The organism is Limnohabitans sp. JirII-31, from assembly GCF_002778315.1.
GTDB lineage: Bacteria > Pseudomonadota > Gammaproteobacteria > Burkholderiales > Burkholderiaceae_C > Limnohabitans.
Genome location: NZ_NESA01000008.1, coordinates 32704 through 49670 on the forward strand (window position 1 = coordinate 32704; position 16967 = coordinate 49670).

Annotated in this window: 17 protein-coding genes; 6 read left to right on the top strand and 11 right to left on the bottom strand. The window is 59.8% G+C overall.

Going from position 1 to position 16967, the window contains the following annotated elements; translation table 11 throughout:
• Positions 1-61: 61 nt before the first annotated feature.
• Together B9Z41_RS11025 and B9Z41_RS11030 are read right to left on the bottom strand one after the other, a co-directional pair.
• Positions 62-976: a pilus assembly protein PilP gene (locus tag B9Z41_RS11025; protein ID WP_100147131.1), complete on the bottom strand. Its 915-nt coding sequence runs from the start codon at positions 974-976 to the stop codon at positions 62-64.
• Complete coding sequence (locus B9Z41_RS11030) at positions 976-2178, bottom strand: hypothetical protein (RefSeq protein ID WP_100147132.1); 1203 nt, start codon at positions 2176-2178, stop codon at positions 976-978. The genes B9Z41_RS11025 and B9Z41_RS11030 overlap by 1 nt, the downstream gene beginning before the upstream one ends.
• Before the next feature lie 117 nt (positions 2179-2295).
• On the opposite strand from B9Z41_RS11030, the gene B9Z41_RS11035 reads away from it, so the two are divergent.
• Complete coding sequence (locus tag B9Z41_RS11035) at positions 2296-4665, top strand: penicillin-binding protein 1A (RefSeq protein ID WP_100147133.1); 2370 nt, start codon at positions 2296-2298, stop codon at positions 4663-4665.
• A 51-nt stretch (positions 4666-4716) separates the two neighbouring features.
• Here B9Z41_RS11035 and cyaY read toward each other — a convergent pair whose 3' ends face one another.
• A complete protein-coding gene (cyaY, locus tag B9Z41_RS11040; RefSeq protein ID WP_100147246.1) occupies positions 4717-5046 on the bottom strand; it encodes an iron donor protein CyaY in 330 nt (109 codons plus the stop codon).
• 13 nt (positions 5047-5059) lie between these two features.
• On the opposite strand from cyaY, the gene B9Z41_RS11045 reads away from it, so the two are divergent.
• Positions 5060-5320 carry a lipoprotein gene (locus B9Z41_RS11045; RefSeq protein ID WP_100147134.1) on the top strand — a complete coding sequence of 87 codons (261 nt, stop codon included), beginning with the start codon at positions 5060-5062 and terminating at the stop codon, positions 5318-5320.
• 29 nt (positions 5321-5349) lie between these two features.
• A complete protein-coding gene (gene lysA, locus B9Z41_RS11050; protein WP_100147135.1) occupies positions 5350-6648 on the top strand; it encodes a diaminopimelate decarboxylase in 1299 nt (432 codons plus the stop codon).
• 44 nt (positions 6649-6692) lie between these two features.
• On the opposite strand, the gene B9Z41_RS11055 is transcribed toward lysA, so the two are convergent.
• From B9Z41_RS11055 to B9Z41_RS11075, 5 genes are all read right to left on the bottom strand, one after another.
• Entirely contained in the window at positions 6693-6989 is a 297-nt protein-coding gene (locus B9Z41_RS11055; RefSeq protein ID WP_100147136.1) for a type II toxin-antitoxin system RelE/ParE family toxin, read from the bottom strand.
• Positions 6986-7207, bottom strand: coding sequence for an addiction module protein (locus tag B9Z41_RS11060; RefSeq protein WP_100147137.1), 222 nt, complete (start codon positions 7205-7207; stop codon positions 6986-6988). Before B9Z41_RS11060 ends, B9Z41_RS11055 begins: the two co-directional genes overlap by 4 nt.
• 114 nt (positions 7208-7321) lie before the next feature.
• Positions 7322-7924, bottom strand: coding sequence for a sulfite oxidase heme-binding subunit YedZ (locus B9Z41_RS11065; protein WP_100147247.1), 603 nt, complete (start codon positions 7922-7924; stop codon positions 7322-7324).
• Positions 7925-7944: 20 nt separating this feature from the next.
• Entirely contained in the window at positions 7945-8958 is a 1014-nt protein-coding gene (gene msrP / locus B9Z41_RS11070; RefSeq protein WP_233202643.1) for a protein-methionine-sulfoxide reductase catalytic subunit MsrP, read from the bottom strand.
• A 158-nt stretch (positions 8959-9116) separates the two neighbouring features.
• A complete protein-coding gene (locus B9Z41_RS11075; protein WP_100147139.1) occupies positions 9117-9743 on the bottom strand; it encodes a c-type cytochrome in 627 nt (208 codons plus the stop codon).
• A 192-nt stretch (positions 9744-9935) separates the two neighbouring features.
• On the opposite strand from B9Z41_RS11075, the gene yihA reads away from it, so the two are divergent.
• Both yihA and B9Z41_RS11085 read left to right on the top strand, forming a co-directional pair.
• Positions 9936-10538 carry a ribosome biogenesis GTP-binding protein YihA/YsxC gene (yihA, locus tag B9Z41_RS11080; RefSeq protein ID WP_100147248.1) on the top strand — a complete coding sequence of 201 codons (603 nt, stop codon included), beginning with the start codon at positions 9936-9938 and terminating at the stop codon, positions 10536-10538.
• Positions 10535-11512 (top strand): alpha/beta fold hydrolase, encoded by a 978-nt coding sequence (locus B9Z41_RS11085; protein WP_100147140.1) that lies wholly within the window; start codon positions 10535-10537, stop codon positions 11510-11512. The genes yihA and B9Z41_RS11085 overlap by 4 nt, the downstream gene beginning before the upstream one ends.
• Here B9Z41_RS11085 and B9Z41_RS11090 read toward each other — a convergent pair.
• Both B9Z41_RS11090 and B9Z41_RS11095 read right to left on the bottom strand, forming a co-directional pair.
• On the bottom strand, positions 11506-12372 hold the full coding sequence (locus tag B9Z41_RS11090) for a lysophospholipid acyltransferase family protein (RefSeq protein WP_100147141.1): 867 nt from the start codon (positions 12370-12372) through the stop codon (positions 11506-11508). The two genes, B9Z41_RS11085 and B9Z41_RS11090, sit on opposite strands and share 7 nt — an antisense overlap.
• A gap of 3 nt (positions 12373-12375) precedes the next feature.
• The gene (locus B9Z41_RS11095) at positions 12376-13242 is read right to left on the bottom strand and encodes a lysophospholipid acyltransferase family protein (protein WP_100147142.1); all 867 of its coding nucleotides are present in this window, start codon (positions 13240-13242) and stop codon (positions 12376-12378) included.
• A gap of 189 nt (positions 13243-13431) precedes the next feature.
• Here B9Z41_RS11095 and metK point away from each other — a divergent pair, with 189 nt between their 5' ends.
• Positions 13432-14616, top strand: a complete 1185-nt coding sequence (gene metK, locus B9Z41_RS11100) for a methionine adenosyltransferase (RefSeq protein ID WP_100147143.1) — start codon at positions 13432-13434, stop codon at positions 14614-14616.
• A gap of 505 nt (positions 14617-15121) precedes the next feature.
• Here the strand turns inward: metK and B9Z41_RS11105 are convergent.
• Positions 15122-16933, bottom strand: coding sequence for an ABC transporter ATP-binding protein/permease (locus B9Z41_RS11105; protein ID WP_100147144.1), 1812 nt, complete (start codon positions 16931-16933; stop codon positions 15122-15124).
• Positions 16934-16967: the final 34 nt, after the last annotated feature.

Genomic DNA, 16967 nt, shown 5'->3' on the forward strand with positions numbered 1-16967 from the left:
GCGCACACACTCAAGCACGCACAGTGCAAGAGGACACGGCAACGTGAACACAGTGTGTAGGTCAAGGCAAGGTCTCCATGAAAGGCAAACTCACCGAGCGGGTTTGCCAAGTGCCGCTGGCGTCACGCACCAGTTCTCGCACGCGCAGTTGCTGGGCATCCATCGCCTCCACCCGGCCAAAGTCTTGTCCGAGGTAGGCGCCCACAGCCACCGTGTGGACTTGGGTTTGCGTGGTCTGCCCAGGCTCGACCACGCGTACCACCGCCAGCATGCGTCCCGCCTGGGCAATGTGGCCGATGTAGCGCAAGTGCTCGCGCGCAAACCCCTCCAGAGGTTGACGCGGCCGGTTCAGCTCCGTGGCCATCCAAGGCGCAAAACTTGGATGCTGCTGTGCCTGTGGGAGCGGGCTGGCGGACAACGTGGCGCTCAACCGTTGGGGCAAGGCCATCGACAGTTGCGCGCTGACAGCACCGTCTGGGCGCACCTTGAGGTCGAGCACAGACAGGCTTGCGCCTGGCAACACATCCGGCCAGCGCGACACCCAAGCAAGCCAGTCTGTCCACGCCCCATGCAGGGCAAAAGTCACTGGGAGTTGTTGCCACGCCACGTTGTTTGTGCGTAGCACACGCACCGGCTTGCCAACGCTCAGCGCAGACAGTTGCAAGTGCTGTTCACGCGCGCCCTCGCTCAAGCGGGTCACACCGTCTGGCACCACGTTGAACCCAGGCGTGACGGCCATGCCGTCCTGCTGCTGCGCATTGTTTTTCGCCAACTGCTCCAAGTCATGTTGTTGCGCCGCCTGTTGATCGCGCGCTTCTTGAACGTCCCCCCATGTTTGCAGTGTCAGCACCGTCCAAGGCGACACCCACGCAGCGCCCAAGCACACGGCGGCCAGCCACGACGCTTTGGGGTGGGCGCAATGCCAAGCCCACAACTGACGCCACGCACCAGACCAAAGCTGAAGGGCCTCCAACATCAGTGGGCACCTTTCAAATCAGCTTCGATGCGAAAGTGCCAGACCCATGCACCTGCGCCTGAGGTTGAGCGCATGAACTGCAATTGGTGCAGCTCGGGCGCACGTTGCCACACAGACAAGGCCGTCAGTTGTTCCAACCACTGCTGAACGTGCGCAACCTCTGGGGCTTCGCCTTGAACCACCCAATGGGCATCTTGTTGTTGCACATGCGTCACCCGCAACGAGGTGCCTGCATGACCCAAGGCCGCATGCCACTCGAGGGTTTGCTGCTGCTGGCGTTGCTGGGTTTGGAGCCACTGGCGCTGTGCGTCCAATTGCCGCTGCGCCAGCGCAACATTTTGCTGGGTGCTGCGGGCATCGGCCAGAGCCTGCGTCAGTGTGGCTGGGTCACGCAGCAGGTGTTGTTGCGCCTGCGTGGCGGCACGAAGCGCTGCCGTCAGCACCAAGCTCAACACAGCACTGACCCCCATCACCCCCACCCATTGCTGAGCCCACGCACGCTGGCGGCGTTGCCGTGCCCAGCGGCGGTGGGGTAAAAAATTCAATCCTGTTTCTGCCCAAGCCGCCAGCGCCAAACCTAACGCCACGTGGGCCGAGGGCGATGCGGCCTCACCCATCCAACCCTGTGCCATGGGATGCACCTGCGCACGTTGGGTGGCCTCGGATCGGGGCTCGACGACCCAAGCCCGCACCCTTGCCGCCTTGGCCATGGCTTGCAAACGTGCCACCGGGTCCGGCGCCAAAAAGCCCAGCGCGTAAGACACCTGGGCAGCGCTCGCGTCAGGCCCTGCGGGTGTCACCACTTGGTAAGTCCAGCAGACTTGCGCAGGATCGACGTTTTGGGTGTGTGCCAACTCGGCAGCCAACTGGAACGCCACATCGCGGTCAGACAACTGCGCAGACAAGGTCACTGTTTGCCGCGTGAGCCAGGTGTCATCCAGCGCCAAACACACACCTTGGGGCTGCCAGCCATGATCGCTGAACCAAACCTGGAGCCACTGACCCAGGGCCAATGGATCCATCACATACGCACCCTGCACCAGCCCGTCGGGCAACACCAGCGGTTCAACACAACAGCAATGCTGCGCGGCCTCCAAGCTTCCTTCCAGGACCACCACCCAAGCCCCATCCACACCGAAGGCCAAACCGGCCACGCATTGGCGCTGTGGGCGGCGTGGCAAAAACCACAGAGGCAGGTGCATGAAATCTCCTGGGCGGGTCAAAGTCGCAGGATTTTGAGCACCAAAGGTGTAGGCTACGCGCGTGCCCCACTCAGGGATTTTGTGATCACAGCACGGTTTTTATAATCCCCTCTACTTATGGCCCACAAGCACCCCCCTGAAAGTTCGAAAGAACAAGCCGCTGCCCCCGCAGCGCCCCGCTCACTGGCTGGCCAATTGTTGCTGTGGGCCTTCGGCATTGCCGCTGCAGGTTTGCTGATGGTGGCCTTGTTGGTGGGGCTAGCCCTGGCCATGGCCTACCCGCAACTGCCGGATGTGTCTGATCTGTCGGACTACCGCCCCAAACTGTCCATGCGCGTGTACTCGGTCGAGGGCACACAGATCGGTGAGTTTGGCGAAGAGCGCCGCAACCTCACGCCGTTCAAAGACATTCCCAAGGTCATGAAAGACGCGGTATTGGCCATTGAAGACGCCCGCTTTTACCAACACGGTGGCGTGGACTACATCGGCTTGCTGCGCGCGAGCTTGGCCAACTTGGGACGTGCCAAAAGCCAAGGCGCTTCCACCATCACCATGCAGGTGGCACGCAATGTGTACCTGTCGTCGGAAAAAACCTTCACCCGCAAAATTTACGAAATCTTGCTGACCACCAAGCTGGAGCACATGCTCAGCAAGGACCAGATTTTTGAGATCTACCTGAACCAAATTTATTTGGGCAACCGCGCCTATGGTTTTGCGGCGGCCTCTGAGGCGTACTTTGGCAAGCCCCTGAAAAACATCACCATCGCGGAAGCCGCCATGTTGGCGGGTTTGCCCAAAGCGCCGTCGGCCTACAACCCGATCGCCAACCCCAAGCGGGCACGTTCACGCCAGCTCTACATCATTGAGCGCATGGAAGAGCATGGCTTCATCAGCAAAGCAGAAGCCGTTGCCGCCAAGCAAGAAGAGTTGAAAATTCGCACGGCCACCAGCAGCCTCAACACCCACGCCGAGTACGTGGCCGAGATGGCGCGCCAACTGATGTTTGCGCAGTACGGCCCCGAGATTTACACCCGTGGTCTGAACGTGTACACCACCATCCGCGCCAGCGACCAGCAAGCGGCTTACTACGCACTGCGCCGCGGCATCATGGATTACGAGCGCCGCCAGCACTACCGTGGTCCCGAGAAATTCATCACCTTGCCCAGCACCCCCGCAGAACAAGAAGATGCGATCGACGACGCCTTGATTGAGCAAGGCGACAAGGGCGACTTGCTGGCCGCCGTGGTACTGGAAGCCGGACCGAAAAAAGTGCGTGCTGTGCGCCAAAACAGCGAGGTGCTAGAGATCACTGGCGAAGGCTTGCAACCTGTGCAGTCGGGCTTGTCTGACAAAGCACCGCCCAACATCCGTTTGCGCCCAGGTGCGCTGATTCGCGTCACCAAGACCGCCAAAGGGGCGTGGGAGATCACCCAACTGCCCGAGGTGGAGGGCGCATTCGTGTCGGTGGACCCTCGCGATGGGGCCATCCACGCGCTGGTGGGCGGCTTTGACTTTGACAAAAACAAGTTCAACCACGTGACCCAAGCCTGGCGCCAACCGGGCTCCAGCTTCAAGCCCTTCATTTACTCTGCGGCCTTGGAAAAAGGCTTCACACCCGCCACTGTGGTCAACGATGCGCCGCTGTTTTTTGACGCCAGCGTGACCGGTGGCCAACCGTGGGAGCCCAAAAACTACGACGGCACATTCGATGGCCCCATGACCTTGCGCAAAGGCTTGGCCAAGTCGAAGAACATGATCTCGATTCGCGTGCTGCAAGCCGTGGGCGCACAAAACGCGCAGCAGTGGATTACCCACTTTGGCTTTGAAGCCGACAAGCACCCACCCTACCTGACCATGGCCTTGGGCGCGGGCTCGGTCACCCCCATGCAAATGGCCACGGGCTATTCGGTGTTTGCCAATGGCGGCTACCGCATCAACCCTTATCTGATCACCAAAGTCACCGACCAAACAGGCAAGGTGTTGTCTGAATTCACGCCCCCCGAGTTGGACGAGTCCGTGCGTGGCATCGATGCGCGCAACGCGTTTGTCATGACCAGCTTGTTGCAAGAGGTCACCCGCTCAGGCACCGCCGCGCGCGCCCAAGCCACTTTGAAGCGCCCTGACATTTACGGCAAGACAGGCACCACCAACGACTCGATGGACGCCTGGTTCGCAGGCTATCAACCGACCCTCACGGCGGTGACGTGGATTGGCTACGACACCCCGCGCAAACTGGGTGACCGCGAAACAGGTGGTGGCTTGAGCTTGCCGGTGTGGATCAGCTACATGCAGCACGCCCTGCAAAACGTGCCCATCACAGAGCCCACGCCACCTGCTGGCCTCACCCATGAAGGCGGCGAATGGTTCTACAGCGAATACAGCCGTGGCGGCGGTGTGAGCAGCTTGGGGCTGGAGGGCCGGTCAGCGCCCAGCGAGTTGCCTGCCAATGACGAGAAAAAACGCATCCTCGATTTGTTCAAAAACTAAGGGGCTTCGCGCCGCCCTGGCGCGAGACCTCACGCCACAAGCCCCGTCGTCTTAAGCCGTGAAAACGAGCGTCATGCCCGATTGGGTGGTGGCGTCTTGCGTCAAACGCTGAAAAAACTCACCTTGTCCTTTGGTGTCGGCCCATTGCTGGCCGTCAAAGCGAAAGTGATAACCCCCTGAGCGCGCGGCCAACCACACTTCGTGCAGAGGCTTTTGCAGGTTGATGATGATTTGGCTGCGGTTGGCAAAGGTCAGTGTGATCATGCCGCCGGTACGCTGGTTGTCGATGTCGGCATCGCTCTCATCGTTGATGCGGTCACACGCCAGCTCCACCGCGCGCAGGAGTTGTTCAGCGTGGTCCAAGAATTCAAGATCGGTCATTACAATTTGCGCCATGGGTATTGAGCAAAAGATTCTAGTCAGGGCCAGTGCCCTTGGTGGCCGTGTGGCCGTCTATGCAAGCGCTGTGGTGTTGATGGCGGCGTGCGGTCAAAAAGGGCCGCTGCAACTGCCCAATGACCCCGAGTTTCAACAACGCGCCACCTTGCCCGACATCGTGCGCCGCCAATTGCCTGGCGGCAATGCAACACCCAACGCCCCATCCCCCATACCTGCCGCCTCGGCACCGGTCAGCCCCGCGTCGTCGGGTCGCTGATTTTTCTGTCCTCCTTCACGAGCTGTTCGATGTCACACCCCACGCTTGCTGGTGCGCCCTTCGTGGCCACCCAACACAACGCCCTCTACCTCGAAGGCGTGAAACTGGCCGACCTAGCTGCGCAGCACGGCACGCCTTTGTTTGTGTACTCCAAAGCCGCCATGCTGAGCGCACTGGCCGCTTACCAACGCGGCTTTGCTGGACGCAAGGCCCGCATCTGCTACGCCATGAAAGCCAATTCATCCTTGGGCGTGCTGCAAGTGTTTGCGCAAGCGGGATGCGGCTTTGACATCGTCTCGGGCGGCGAGTTGGAACGCGTCATAGCCGCGGGTGGCGATCCGGCCAAAGTGATTTTTTCAGGCGTTGGTAAAACCCGCGCCGAAATGCGCCAAGCCTTGCAAGCAGGCATCGCCTGCTTCAACGTGGAAAGCGATGCCGAGCTGGAAGTGCTGAGCGAGGTAGCACAAGTCATGGGCCTGCGTGCTCCGGTGAGCATTCGCGTCAACCCCAATGTGGACGCCAAAACTCACCCCTACATTTCCACCGGACTCAAGGGCAACAAATTTGGCGTGGCCCACGAGCAAGCCTTGCGCACCTACCAGCGCGCCGCGTCGCTGCCAGGTTTGCAAGTGGTGGGCATTGACTGCCACATCGGCTCGCAAATCACAGAGGCCACGCCTTACCTTGATGCGATGGACCGTGTGCTGGACCTGGTGGACGCGATCGAAGCCGCAGGCATTGCCATTGCCCACATCGACTTTGGCGGTGGCTTGGGCATCAACTACAACGGCGACACCCCACCCGCCGCCGATGCGCTGTGGGCACAACTGCTGGCCAAGCTGGATGCACGTGGCTACGGTCAGCGCCAGCTGATGATCGAACCCGGTCGCTCCTTGGTGGGCAATGCCGGCGTGTGCCTGACCGAGGTGCTCTACCTCAAGCCGGGCGAGCAAAAAAACTTTTGCATCGTCGACGCCGCCATGAACGACTTGCCCCGCCCCGCCATGTACGAGGCCTTCCACCAAATCGTGCCACTCGCGCCCCGCACCGGTGACAGCGTGTGCTACGACGTGGTCGGCCCGATTTGCGAGAGCGGCGACTGGCTCGGTCGCGACCGCCAGTTGGTGGTGCAAGCAGGCGATGTGTTGGCCGTGCTCTCCACCGGTGCCTATTGCATGGCCATGGCCAGCAACTACAACACCCGTGGACGTGCCGCTGAAGTGTTGGTCGACGGCACCCAGGCCCATGTGATTCGCCGCCGCGAGTCAGCCGCTGAGCAAATGGCTCTGGAGTGCTTGGTCGGTCAGGTCAAAAACCTCACTGACTGAATGCGTTTGTGGATTGTTTGGCGTCGCCAAGCGAACCGCGTCGCTCAATCTCGTTGGAGCCTTTGCTTGATGGAAGTGGGGTTCTGGCGACAGTCGAGTACGCGCCAAACTTGAACCTCCGCTACACCGACACGGTAGTAGATCGCGTAGGGAAACCGTTTAGAGAGCGTGCGGTGGTAGCCAAACACCTTCTGGTGAACGCTTGCGTACAACAGCAACGAATCAATGTCTGAGAACAGCGCGTCAAGAAAATAGTCACCAAGCCCCGTTTGCTGGCTTTCATAAAAGCGGGAACCTGCGCGAAGATCGTCAATTGCGAGGGAAAGTAGGCGAATTTTCACGCTTGTTTACGAGCACGCAGATGATCTTTGGCTTGGTCCCAGTCAACCATAGTCGCCACACCCGCAGCCAGTTCCTGTTCGGCGTCCTTCAAGGCCTGCTCATGCCATGCGGGGGATTCAAAATCACCTTCCGAACTCACGCAGAGGGAGTCCCAAAGCGCCTCCATCAGCTTGAGCTTTTCTGATGCAGGCATCGCTGCAATATCAATGGTCGTCATAAATTCCTCGCTCTTGCAAACAGTAGGCTTATGGATACTAGCAAAAATAGCCGCTCACAGCCTGAGGTGTGACGCATCTCGTGACTGCGCCCGAGCTTGGTTGACTTCAAATCTTTAAGTGGTGCGCTTGAATCTGCGCACCAAGCGCCAGCCCAACAATCCAGCTAGCACGCCGCCATACACCCACACCTCGGCAAAGTTGTGCTTGCCCGCGCGCATCCAGTAAAAGTGCAACACCGCCAAGCCAGCCACCAGGTACACCGCCTTGTGCAAGCTTTGCCAACGCTTCGCGCCTAAACGGCGAATGGCCGCATTGAACGACGTGGCAGCCAACGGCGTGAGCAACACAAAGGCTGAAAAGCCCACCCAGATGAATGGGCGCTTGGCAATGTCGTGGGCGATGTCGCCCCACTCAAAGCCCATGTCGAGCCAGCTGTAACACAGCAAGTGCAGCACCCCGTAGCCATACACCGTGAGCCCCAGCATGCGGCGAAAACGCGCCAGCTCGGGCCACCCCAAGCTCACACGCAAGGGGGTCACGGCGAGTGCCAGGCACAAAGCACGCAAGGTCCAGTCGCCCGTGGCGCGGATGAGGTATTCAGCGGGGTTGGCCCCCAGTGCATCGTTGAACGCACCCCACAGCAGCCACGCAAAGGGCAGCAACACCAAGGCACACAGCACAGGCTTGGCGGCCGGATGGCGCAAGACAGCGCGCAATGTCACAGCGAGCGTCGTGTTTAGAAAAACTTGCTCAGGTCCATGCCCTTGTAGAGCTGGCCCACTTGCGCTTCGTAACCATTGAACATCAAGGTTTTGCGCTTCTTGGCGAACAAGCCGTCTTCGCCAATGCGTCGCTCGGTGGCTTGGCTCCAGCGTGGGTGGTCCACATTCGGATTGACGTTGGAATAAAACCCGTACTCCTGAGGCGCTGAGCGACCCCACGAGTTGGTGGGTTGCTTGTCCACAAAACGAATCTTGACCAAGCTCTTGGCGCTCTTGAAACCATATTTCCAAGGCACCACCAAGCGCACGGGCGCGCCACTTTGGTTGGGCAGCACTTCGCCGTACATGCCAAAACTCAGCAGGGTCAACGGGTGCATGGCTTCGTCCAGACGCAAGCCTTCAACATACGGCCAATCGAGCACGCGCGAACCCACACCCGGCATGGTTTTGGGATCGGCCAGTGTGATGAACTCGACATACTTGGCGCTGCCCAAGGGTTCCACGCGTTTGATCAACTCGGACAAGGAGTACCCCACCCAAGGGATGACCATCGACCAGCCTTCCACACAACGCAGGCGATAAATGCGCTCTTCCATGGGGCTGAGTTTGAGCAAGTCGTCCAGATCGATGGGGCCGGGCTTTTTGACCAAACCTTCGATTTCGACACGCCAGGGCTGCGTCTTGAGGGTGTGGGCGTATTTAGCGGGATCGGCTTTGTCGGTGCCGAACTCGTAGTAATTGTTGTAACTGCTGGCGTCGGCGTAAGGCGTGACCTTCTCCATCGTATTGGCACCGGCTTGGCGACTCACAGCGCCCACCAGAGGGCTGAGCTTGCCGGGCTTGGCGACAGCGGATTGGGCCCAGGCCTCACGACCCGCCCACGCAGCCAGTGCAACACCACCCGCACCCGCAGCGAGTTGCTTCAACCAGTCACGCCGCTGCATGTACGCCGTGTGTGACGTGATCTCGCTGCTGTGGGGGTGAATAAATCCTGAATCACTGTGGGCTGAAAAGAGGTGGCGCGACACGGTATCTCCTGGTGAGTAATGGGTGACATTGTGCGGTGGTTGATGCCGACGTGCAAAACCAGACCTCAAAGGCCAAGCCTGTGCCAAGGAGGTTAGTGCAAATTCGAGGCCAAAAAAAAGCTGGCACTGAGCCAGCTTTTCGAACGCGAGGCGTCAGATCAACGCAGACCAGCCATGTAGTCGGCCACAGCCTTGATTTCACGGTCGTTGAGCTTGGCGGCCACTTGGGCCATTTGCACGCTGTTTTTGCGCACGCCGTCACGGAAAGCCGTCAACTGCGCGGCGGTGTATTCGGCGTGCTGGCCCGACAGGCGGGGGTACTGCGAAGGAATGCCTGCGCCATTGGGCGTGTGACAACCGGCGCAAGCGGCAATTTGACGGTCGGCAATGCCGCCGCGGTAAATGCGCTCACCCAAGGTGACCAACTCTTTGTCTTTGGCGAAGCCAGTTTTGGCTTTCTTGGAGCCTACCCAAGCCGCGATGTTTTTCATGTCATCGTCGCTCAGCGTGGCGGCCATGCCGCTCATCACCGCATTGGCACGCTTGCCCGATTTGAACTCTTGCAATTGCTTGACGATGTAGTCAGGGTGCTGCTGGGCCAACTTGGGGTTGACCGGGGTGCCCGAATTGCCATCGGCACCGTGGCAAGCCGCGCACACAGCGGTGAAGCTGGCTTCGCCTTTGGCCAAGTCAGGCTTGGCAGCTTTAGCGGGTTCGTTGGCGTGTGCAGACACAACAGGAGCCACCAAGGCGGCAGCGATCAGCAAAGAGGCAAACAATTTCATAGAGGTGCTTTGGTTAATGACGCGCAAAGACGCTGAAAAACTCGGCAGATTCTACAATGCTGTATGAATCAGCCAGACACACAAGCCACACCCTCCCCTGCCGACACCCCGGAGGAACCCGCGCTCACGGTCTCGGTTGCGCCTTCGCCCGCATCGTCCCCCCTGAGTCCAGCCGAACAAGCCAAGCACGCCATGGGCTGGTTGCACACCGCCCGGTTCTTGACCACCGCCGCTCAGCTGCACCACTTGCCCGCCTACGAATTGCCTGAAATCGCCTTTGTGGGGCGCTCCAACGCCGGCAAGTCGACCTGTATCAACGTGCTGACGCAGCAAAAACGCTTGGCCTATGCCTCCAAAACGCCTGGCCGCACCCAGCACATCAACTTGTTTGCGTTGGGTCGTCAAGGCCAGACCGATGCGGTGCTGGCCGACTTGCCGGGTTATGGCTACGCCGCCGTGCCCAAGCAGGACAAGATTCGCTGGCAACAAGTGATGGCCAACTATTTGTTGACCCGCGAGAACCTGCGTGCCGTGGTGCTGCTGTGCGACCCACGCCATGGCTTGACCGAGTTGGATGACATCTTGCTGGACGTGATTCGTCCCCGTGTCGAAGAGGGCCTGAAGTTCTTGGTGCTGCTGACCAAGGCCGACAAGCTCAACCGCACCGAGGGTGCCAAAGCGCTGTCCATTGCCAAGCTGCAAGCCGGTGGCGGTCAGGTCAAACTGTTTTCCGCCCTCAAAAAACAGGGGGTCGACGAGGTGGCCACCCTGCTCTACGACTGGATGCATCCGTGATTCAAACACTCACCCACACCCTGCCGCACGGCATGACCTTGAGTTGCCGGGTCAGCGGTGAGCCAGGGCGACCGGTGCTGATGTTTTTGCACGGATTTCCTGAAGCGGCCTTTGTATGGGACGCTCTGTTGACCCACTTTGCGCAACCCGAGCACGGTGGCTACCGTTGTGTGGCGCCCAACCTGCGCGGCTACGAACACTCCAGCGCCCCGGCTGAAGTGAGCGACTACCGCGCCAAACACTTGGTGCAAGACGTGCAGGCCTTGGCCGCCATCGAAAGCCCCGAAGCACCTTTGGCCGGCTTGGTGGCGCATGACTGGGGCGGTGCAATCGCATGGAACTTCGCCAACCAGCATCCAACCCAGCTGCGGCGTTTGGTCATCCTCAACGCACCACACCCCGGCACCTTGTTGCGCGAGTTGCAAAACAACCCGGCCCAACAAGCCGCCAGTGCGTACATGAATTTTTTGATTCGCCCCGACGCCCAGGCACTGCTGGCCGAAGACGACTACCGTCGCCTGTGGGAGTTTTTCACCAGCATGGGCGCAGCTGATGGCAAGCACGCGTGGTTGACCGAGGCGATGAAAGCCCAATACCGCGCCATTTGGGACCGGGGTTTGAACGGTGCGCTGAACTACTACCGCGCATCGCCCATGCGGCCACCACGCTTGGGCGACCCGGCGGTATCGGCCTTGCACCTGCCACACGATATGCTGATGGTGAAGGTGCCCACTTGCGTGATCTGGGGCATGCAAGACAGTGCCTTGCTGCCCGGCTTGATCGACGGTTTAGGCGACTACGTGCCCAAGCTGACCTTGCACCGCATCAAAAACGCCACGCATTGGCTGCTGCACGAACAACCCGAACGGGTGACGCAACTGGTGGCTGACTTTTTGGCTGAAGACAAAGCCGGTCGCACCGTGGGTGAACGCACGCAGCGCATCAGCGCGCGCACGCACGACAAGCATCAATAGCGCTCAGGCGCGCCGGGCGGGCGTGTTTTGAAACGTTTGTGCACCCAGAAGTATTGGGCGGGCATGGTGTCGATGAAGCCTTGCAAACGCAGGTTCATGGTGGCGGTGTCAACAGACACATCGTCGGTGGGAAAGTCAGGCCATGCCGGGTGTACCGTCACCTCATACCCCATCGGGGTCATGCGCGTGGTCACCGGCACCACACGGGCACGACCCAGTTTGGCAAAACGTGACAACGAGGGCACCGTGGCCGCCGGCTCACCATAGAACGGCACAAAGATGGACTCGCTCGGGCCAAAGTTCATGTCGGGCAACAGGTAAAGCAATTGGTGTTGCCGCAGCGCGCTGACGATGGGCTTGACGCCGTCTTCGCGACGGAACAAGCGCACATGACCAAAGCGCTGACGCCCTTGCGCCACCCAGGCGTCCACCGTGGCGTTGGACTGCGGCGTGAAGATGGTGGTGAAGTGCAGGGGCAAACTCAAGGTCAACGCGGTCCACCCCACATCCAGCCCCACAAAGTGCGGTGCGAACAACACGGTGGGTTGTGCCTGCGACAAACTGGCCACATCGCCCATGAGCTGCACACGCGACTGAATGCAAGCTGGCGAGCGATGCCACAACCAACTGCGGTCCAACCAAGCCTGCGCAAAGTGCACAAAGCTCTGCCGCGCCAAAGCCGCACGCGCCTGCAGACTCAGCGCAGGAAAGCAAATGCGCAAGTTGGTGAGCACCACATGCCGTCGATCAGCCACCACGGCATACAGCAACAAGCCCAAAGCAGCCCCCAAAGCGCGAAGGACGGGCAAAGGCAAATAGCCCACACCACGCAGCAGCCAGAGTCCCAGTGCAGAGAACACGACTTAGCCCTCCGCCCGCGGTTGCTTGTCACGGGCATAGCCCCACAAGTACTGACCAGGGGCCGCACGTACCAACATCTCCACACCTCGGTTCACCGCAGCGGCAGCCAGCTCAGGAGGGCAGGTGGGGTCTTTCAATTCGGGCGCATTCAAAGGCCGCATGTGCATGCAAAAGCCCTGTCCCGGTGCCAAACGCTCGCACCAAGTCAAGACCACCGTCGCACCGGTTTGTTGAGCCAACTTGGACAACAAAGTCATGGTGTACACCTCACGGCCAAAAAACGGTGCCCACACACCTTGCCCTGAGGGAGGCACTTGGTCGGGCAAGATGGCGGTGTAGCCCCCGGCACGCAAGGTGCGAATCAAGGTGCGCACACCGGCCAACGATGTGGGCGCAGACGCCAGATAGGGGCGTGTGCGCGCTTGTGCCACCAAAGGCTCCAGCCACGCCTTGCGCGCTGGCCGATACAACGCGACCAAAGGTCCAAAGCGAGGGCCAAACCTCTCAGCAATGGCTTGCGCACCGATTTCCCAACACCCTAGGTGAGGCGACATCACAATGGCACCCTTGCCTGCTTGCAAGGCCGCTTCAAAGTGTTCGGCACCGTCCCAACGCACCACATTGCCCAAGGGCTGTGAGGTCGAACGCATCCACACCCACGGCAATTCGGCCAACATGGTGCCGATGGCGGCAATGGCGGGGCGTGCTGCGCTCCACGGCACACCCGCCGCTTGCACGTTGGCTTTGAAATGCCGGCGGTAACTCGGTGAAGACCACCACACCACCCAACCCAGCAACGCACCCACACGCTGCATCCATGACAGCGGGACACGCGATAACCAAAGGAACAGACGGGTGACAGGGGCCATGAGGCTGATTGAAACGATAAAAGTTGAAATAGAATATCGATTGTCGCTGAGTTAACAGAGCAACTTGCAGAGCGACAACCCCACCTTGGTGGGTCCCGGTTTGGTCAACACCGAACCATCTGCTAAAGCGTTCGCCGGGCTCCTTCGGGGTTGGCAACGCCAACTTATCAACCGAATGGAGCTTTTTTCATGTCTCTCGACTATCTCTTCACCTCCGAATCCGTTTCGGAAGGCCACCCCGACAAAGTGGCAGACCAAATCTCGGACGCGATTCTGGATGCCATCTTCACCCAAGACCCGCGTTCGCGCGTGGCCGCTGAGACCCTGACCAACACCGGTCTGGTGGTGTTGGCCGGTGAGATCACCACCCAAGCCAACGTGGACTACATCCAAGTGGCGCGCGACACCATCAAACGCATCGGCTACGACAACACCGAGTACGGCATTGACTACAAAGGCTGCGCCGTGTTGGTCGCGTACGACAAGCAATCCAACGACATCGCCCAGGGCGTGGACCATGCGTCGGACGACCACCTCAACATCGGCGCTGGCGACCAAGGCTTGATGTTTGGCTATGCCTGCAGCGAAACCCCTGAGCTGATGCCAGCCCCCATCCACTACGCCCACCGCTTGGTGGAGCGCCAAGCCCAGTTGCGCAAAGACGGTCGCCTGCCTTTCCTGCGCCCTGACGCCAAGAGCCAAGTGACCATGCGTTATGTCGATGGCAAGCCCCACAGCATTGACACCGTGGTGCTGTCGACCCAACACAGCCCGGACCAAAGCGAATCGGCCACCAAGATGAAGGCCAGCTTCACCGAAGCCATCATCGAAGAAATCATCAAGCCCGTGCTGCCCAAAGAGTGGCTCAAAGACACCAAGTACCTGATCAACCCCACCGGTCGTTTCGTCATCGGCGGCCCACAAGGCGACTGCGGCTTGACTGGCCGCAAGATCATTGTGGACACCTACGGCGGCGCTTGCCCCCACGGTGGTGGCGCTTTCTCGGGCAAAGACCCGTCCAAGGTCGACCGCTCTGCCGCCTACGCTGCACGCTATGTAGCCAAGAACATCGTGGCCGCCGGTTTGGCCAGCAAGTGCCAAATTCAAGTGGCGTACGCGATTGGCGTGGCCCGTCCAATGAACATCACGGTCAACACCGAAGGCACCGGCGTGATCAGCGACGAGAAAATCGCCGCCTTGGTGGCCGAGCACTTTGACCTGCGCCCCAAGGGCATCATTCAAATGCTCGACTTGCTGCGTCCGATTTACAGCAAGACCGCGGCCTATGGCCACTTCGGTCGCGAAGAGCCCGAGTTCACGTGGGAGCGCACCGACAAAGCGGCGGCACTGAAGGCAGCGGCTGGTTTGAAGTAATCGCTTTTTGGGTTTGCTTTGAAGGCCTCTCGTTGCTGACGAGGGGCCTTTTTTGTTGGTGTCGTTGATCCGCATCCTTACGCCGTCGATCCTCTTGCGCTTCGTCTTCCTCGCCCTCGGGGATGCGGATTGGAGGAGGCCGCTGCGGCTTACATCGCTGCGCGACGAATGGCGCCGCATCGGCCTCCCCCAACCCGCATGTTGTTGTGCGAAGAATTTCAGGCGAGAAGCGAAAGACGAAAGACGAAAGACGAAAGACGAAAGACGAAAGACGAAAGGCGGAAAGCTAAAAGCGAAAAGCGGCAGGCTTAGGCCATAGCGCCAAGGCGCAAAGTTTCAGGTAGCAGAGGTCTCGGTAGCCTTCACCACCATCGAGGCCTTGAAGTTGTCCGCTCGCCCCAAGAAGCATGGGTGGTGTACCCCAATAAGGCGCCATTCATCGCGCAGCGATGTAAGCCGTTTGGGGTGCACCACCCGTGCTTCGCGCAACGTCAACAAAACGATATCAGGCTTCAGACGACTGCTGTAACGCCCACATCTGCGCATACCGCCCATTGAGCGCCAACAAAGCCGCGTGCGATCCGCGCTCCACAATGTGCCCGGCATCCAGCACCAAAATCTCGTGGGCATCGACCACCGTGGACAAACGGTGGGCAATCACCAAGGTGGTTTTGTTGTGGGCGGCGCTTTGCAATTCCCCTTGAATGGCGCGCTCGTTGGCGCTGTCCAAGGCCGAGGTGGCTTCGTCAAAAATCACAATCGGCGGGTTTTTGAGCAAGGTGCGCGCAATCGCCACGCGCTGCTTCTCGCCACCCGACAACTTCAGACCGCGCTCACCCACCATGGTGTCGTAACCCTTGGGCGTGGCGGCGATGAAGTCGTGGATGTGTGCGGCGCGTGCTGCTTGCTCCACCTCTTGCGCGGTGGCATCGGTGCGGCCATAGGCGATGTTGTAGCGCACGGTGTCGTTGAACAACACCGTGTCTTGCGGCACGATGCCTAGGGCACGGCGCACGCTGTGCTGCGTGACGCGGCGAATGTCTTGCCCGTCGATGGTGATGTGGCCACTGCCCACGTCATAAAACCTGAACAACAAACGCGCCAGGGTTGACTTACCCGAGCCCGAAGGCCCCACCACGGCCACGGTTTTGCCAGCAGGAATTTCAAAGCTGATGCCATGCAAAATTTCACGCGCAGGCTCATAGGCAAACACCACCGACTCAAAGCGCACCGTGGGTGGACCGCTCACTTGCAAATCGGGTGCGCCCGGATCGTCGGCCACTTCGCGCTCTTTCTCCAGCAAGCTGAACATGCGGTCCAAGTCGGTCAGGCTTTGTTTGATTTCGCGGTACAGCACACCCAAGAAATTGAGCGGGATGTAGAGCTGAATCATGAAGGCGTTGATCATCACCAAGTCGCCCAAGGTCATGCGCCCCTCGACCACGCCCACGGTGGCGCGCCACAGCATGGTGACCAAGGCGATGGCGATGATGAGTTGCTGACCGGTGTTGAGCAGCGACAACGAGGTTTGTGATTTCAGCCGTGCACGACGCAGCTGGTCCAGACTGGTGTCGTAGCGCTGGGCTTCAAAGCCTTCGTTGCTGAAGTATTTGACGGTTTCGTAGTTCAACAACGAATCCACCGCCTTGGTGTGGGCGGCTGAGTCAAACTCGTTGGCCTGACGGCGAAAATGGGTGCGCCACTCGGTGACGCTGACCGTGAACACGATGTAAATGGCCAAGGCCAACAAAGTGATGCCCGCAAACCACACATCGAACTTCACCGCCAAGATCGACAGCACCAAAGCCACCTCAATCAAGGTAGGCACGATGCTGTAGAGCGAATACGAAATCAAGGACTCGATGCCACGCACGCCGCGCTCAATGTCGCGCGTCATGCCACCGGTTTGACGCTCCAGATGAAAGCGCAAACTCAAACCGTGCAGATGCTGAAAAGTTTCCAGCGCAATTTGCCGTGCCGCGCCTTGGGTGGCTTTGGCAAACACTAACTCACGCAATTCGGTGAAGGCCGACGCTGACAAACGCAACACGCCATAGACCAGCAACAAGGACACCGGCACCACCAGCACCGCCGTGGGGTCGTTCGGCTTGAAGGACATGGTGTCGATCAACTCTTTGAGCAACAAGGGCACACCGACGTTGGCCAACTTGGCCCCCACCATGAACAGCAAAGCTGCCATGACGCGCCACTTGTATTGCCACAGGTATGGGAAAAGGCGCTTGAGCGTGGCGCTGTCGGAGCGCGGGGTGCCGGTGTTGGCAGGGGATGGTGGAGTTGAAGGTGCGTGATGACGCATATTGCACAATGCCAAATAGTTAACCGTTGATTGT

Bases quoted from the DNA above. Each gene is read 5' to 3' on its own strand.
- B9Z41_RS11025 (WP_100147131.1), bottom strand. From the start codon at position 976: ATGTTGGAGGCCCTTCAGCTTTGGTCTGGTGCGTGGCGTCAGTTGTGG.
- B9Z41_RS11030 (WP_100147132.1), bottom strand. From the start codon at position 2,178: ATGCACCTGCCTCTGTGGTTTTTGCCACGCCGCCCACAGCGCCAATGC.
- B9Z41_RS11035 (WP_100147133.1), top strand. From the start codon at position 2,296: ATGGCCCACAAGCACCCCCCTGAAAGTTCGAAAGAACAAGCCGCTGCC.
- cyaY (WP_100147246.1), bottom strand. From the start codon at position 5,046: ATGACCGATCTTGAATTCTTGGACCACGCTGAACAACTCCTGCGCGCG.
- B9Z41_RS11045 (WP_100147134.1), top strand. From the start codon at position 5,060: ATGGGTATTGAGCAAAAGATTCTAGTCAGGGCCAGTGCCCTTGGTGGC.
- lysA (WP_100147135.1), top strand. From the start codon at position 5,350: ATGTCACACCCCACGCTTGCTGGTGCGCCCTTCGTGGCCACCCAACAC.
- B9Z41_RS11060 (WP_100147137.1), bottom strand. From the start codon at position 7,207: ATGACGACCATTGATATTGCAGCGATGCCTGCATCAGAAAAGCTCAAG.
- B9Z41_RS11075 (WP_100147139.1), bottom strand. From the start codon at position 9,743: ATGAAATTGTTTGCCTCTTTGCTGATCGCTGCCGCCTTGGTGGCTCCT.
- yihA (WP_100147248.1), top strand. From the start codon at position 9,936: ATGGGCTGGTTGCACACCGCCCGGTTCTTGACCACCGCCGCTCAGCTG.
- B9Z41_RS11095 (WP_100147142.1), bottom strand. From the start codon at position 13,242: ATGGCCCCTGTCACCCGTCTGTTCCTTTGGTTATCGCGTGTCCCGCTG.
- metK (WP_100147143.1), top strand. From the start codon at position 13,432: ATGTCTCTCGACTATCTCTTCACCTCCGAATCCGTTTCGGAAGGCCAC.
- B9Z41_RS11105 (WP_100147144.1), bottom strand. From the start codon at position 16,933: ATGCGTCATCACGCACCTTCAACTCCACCATCCCCTGCCAACACCGGC.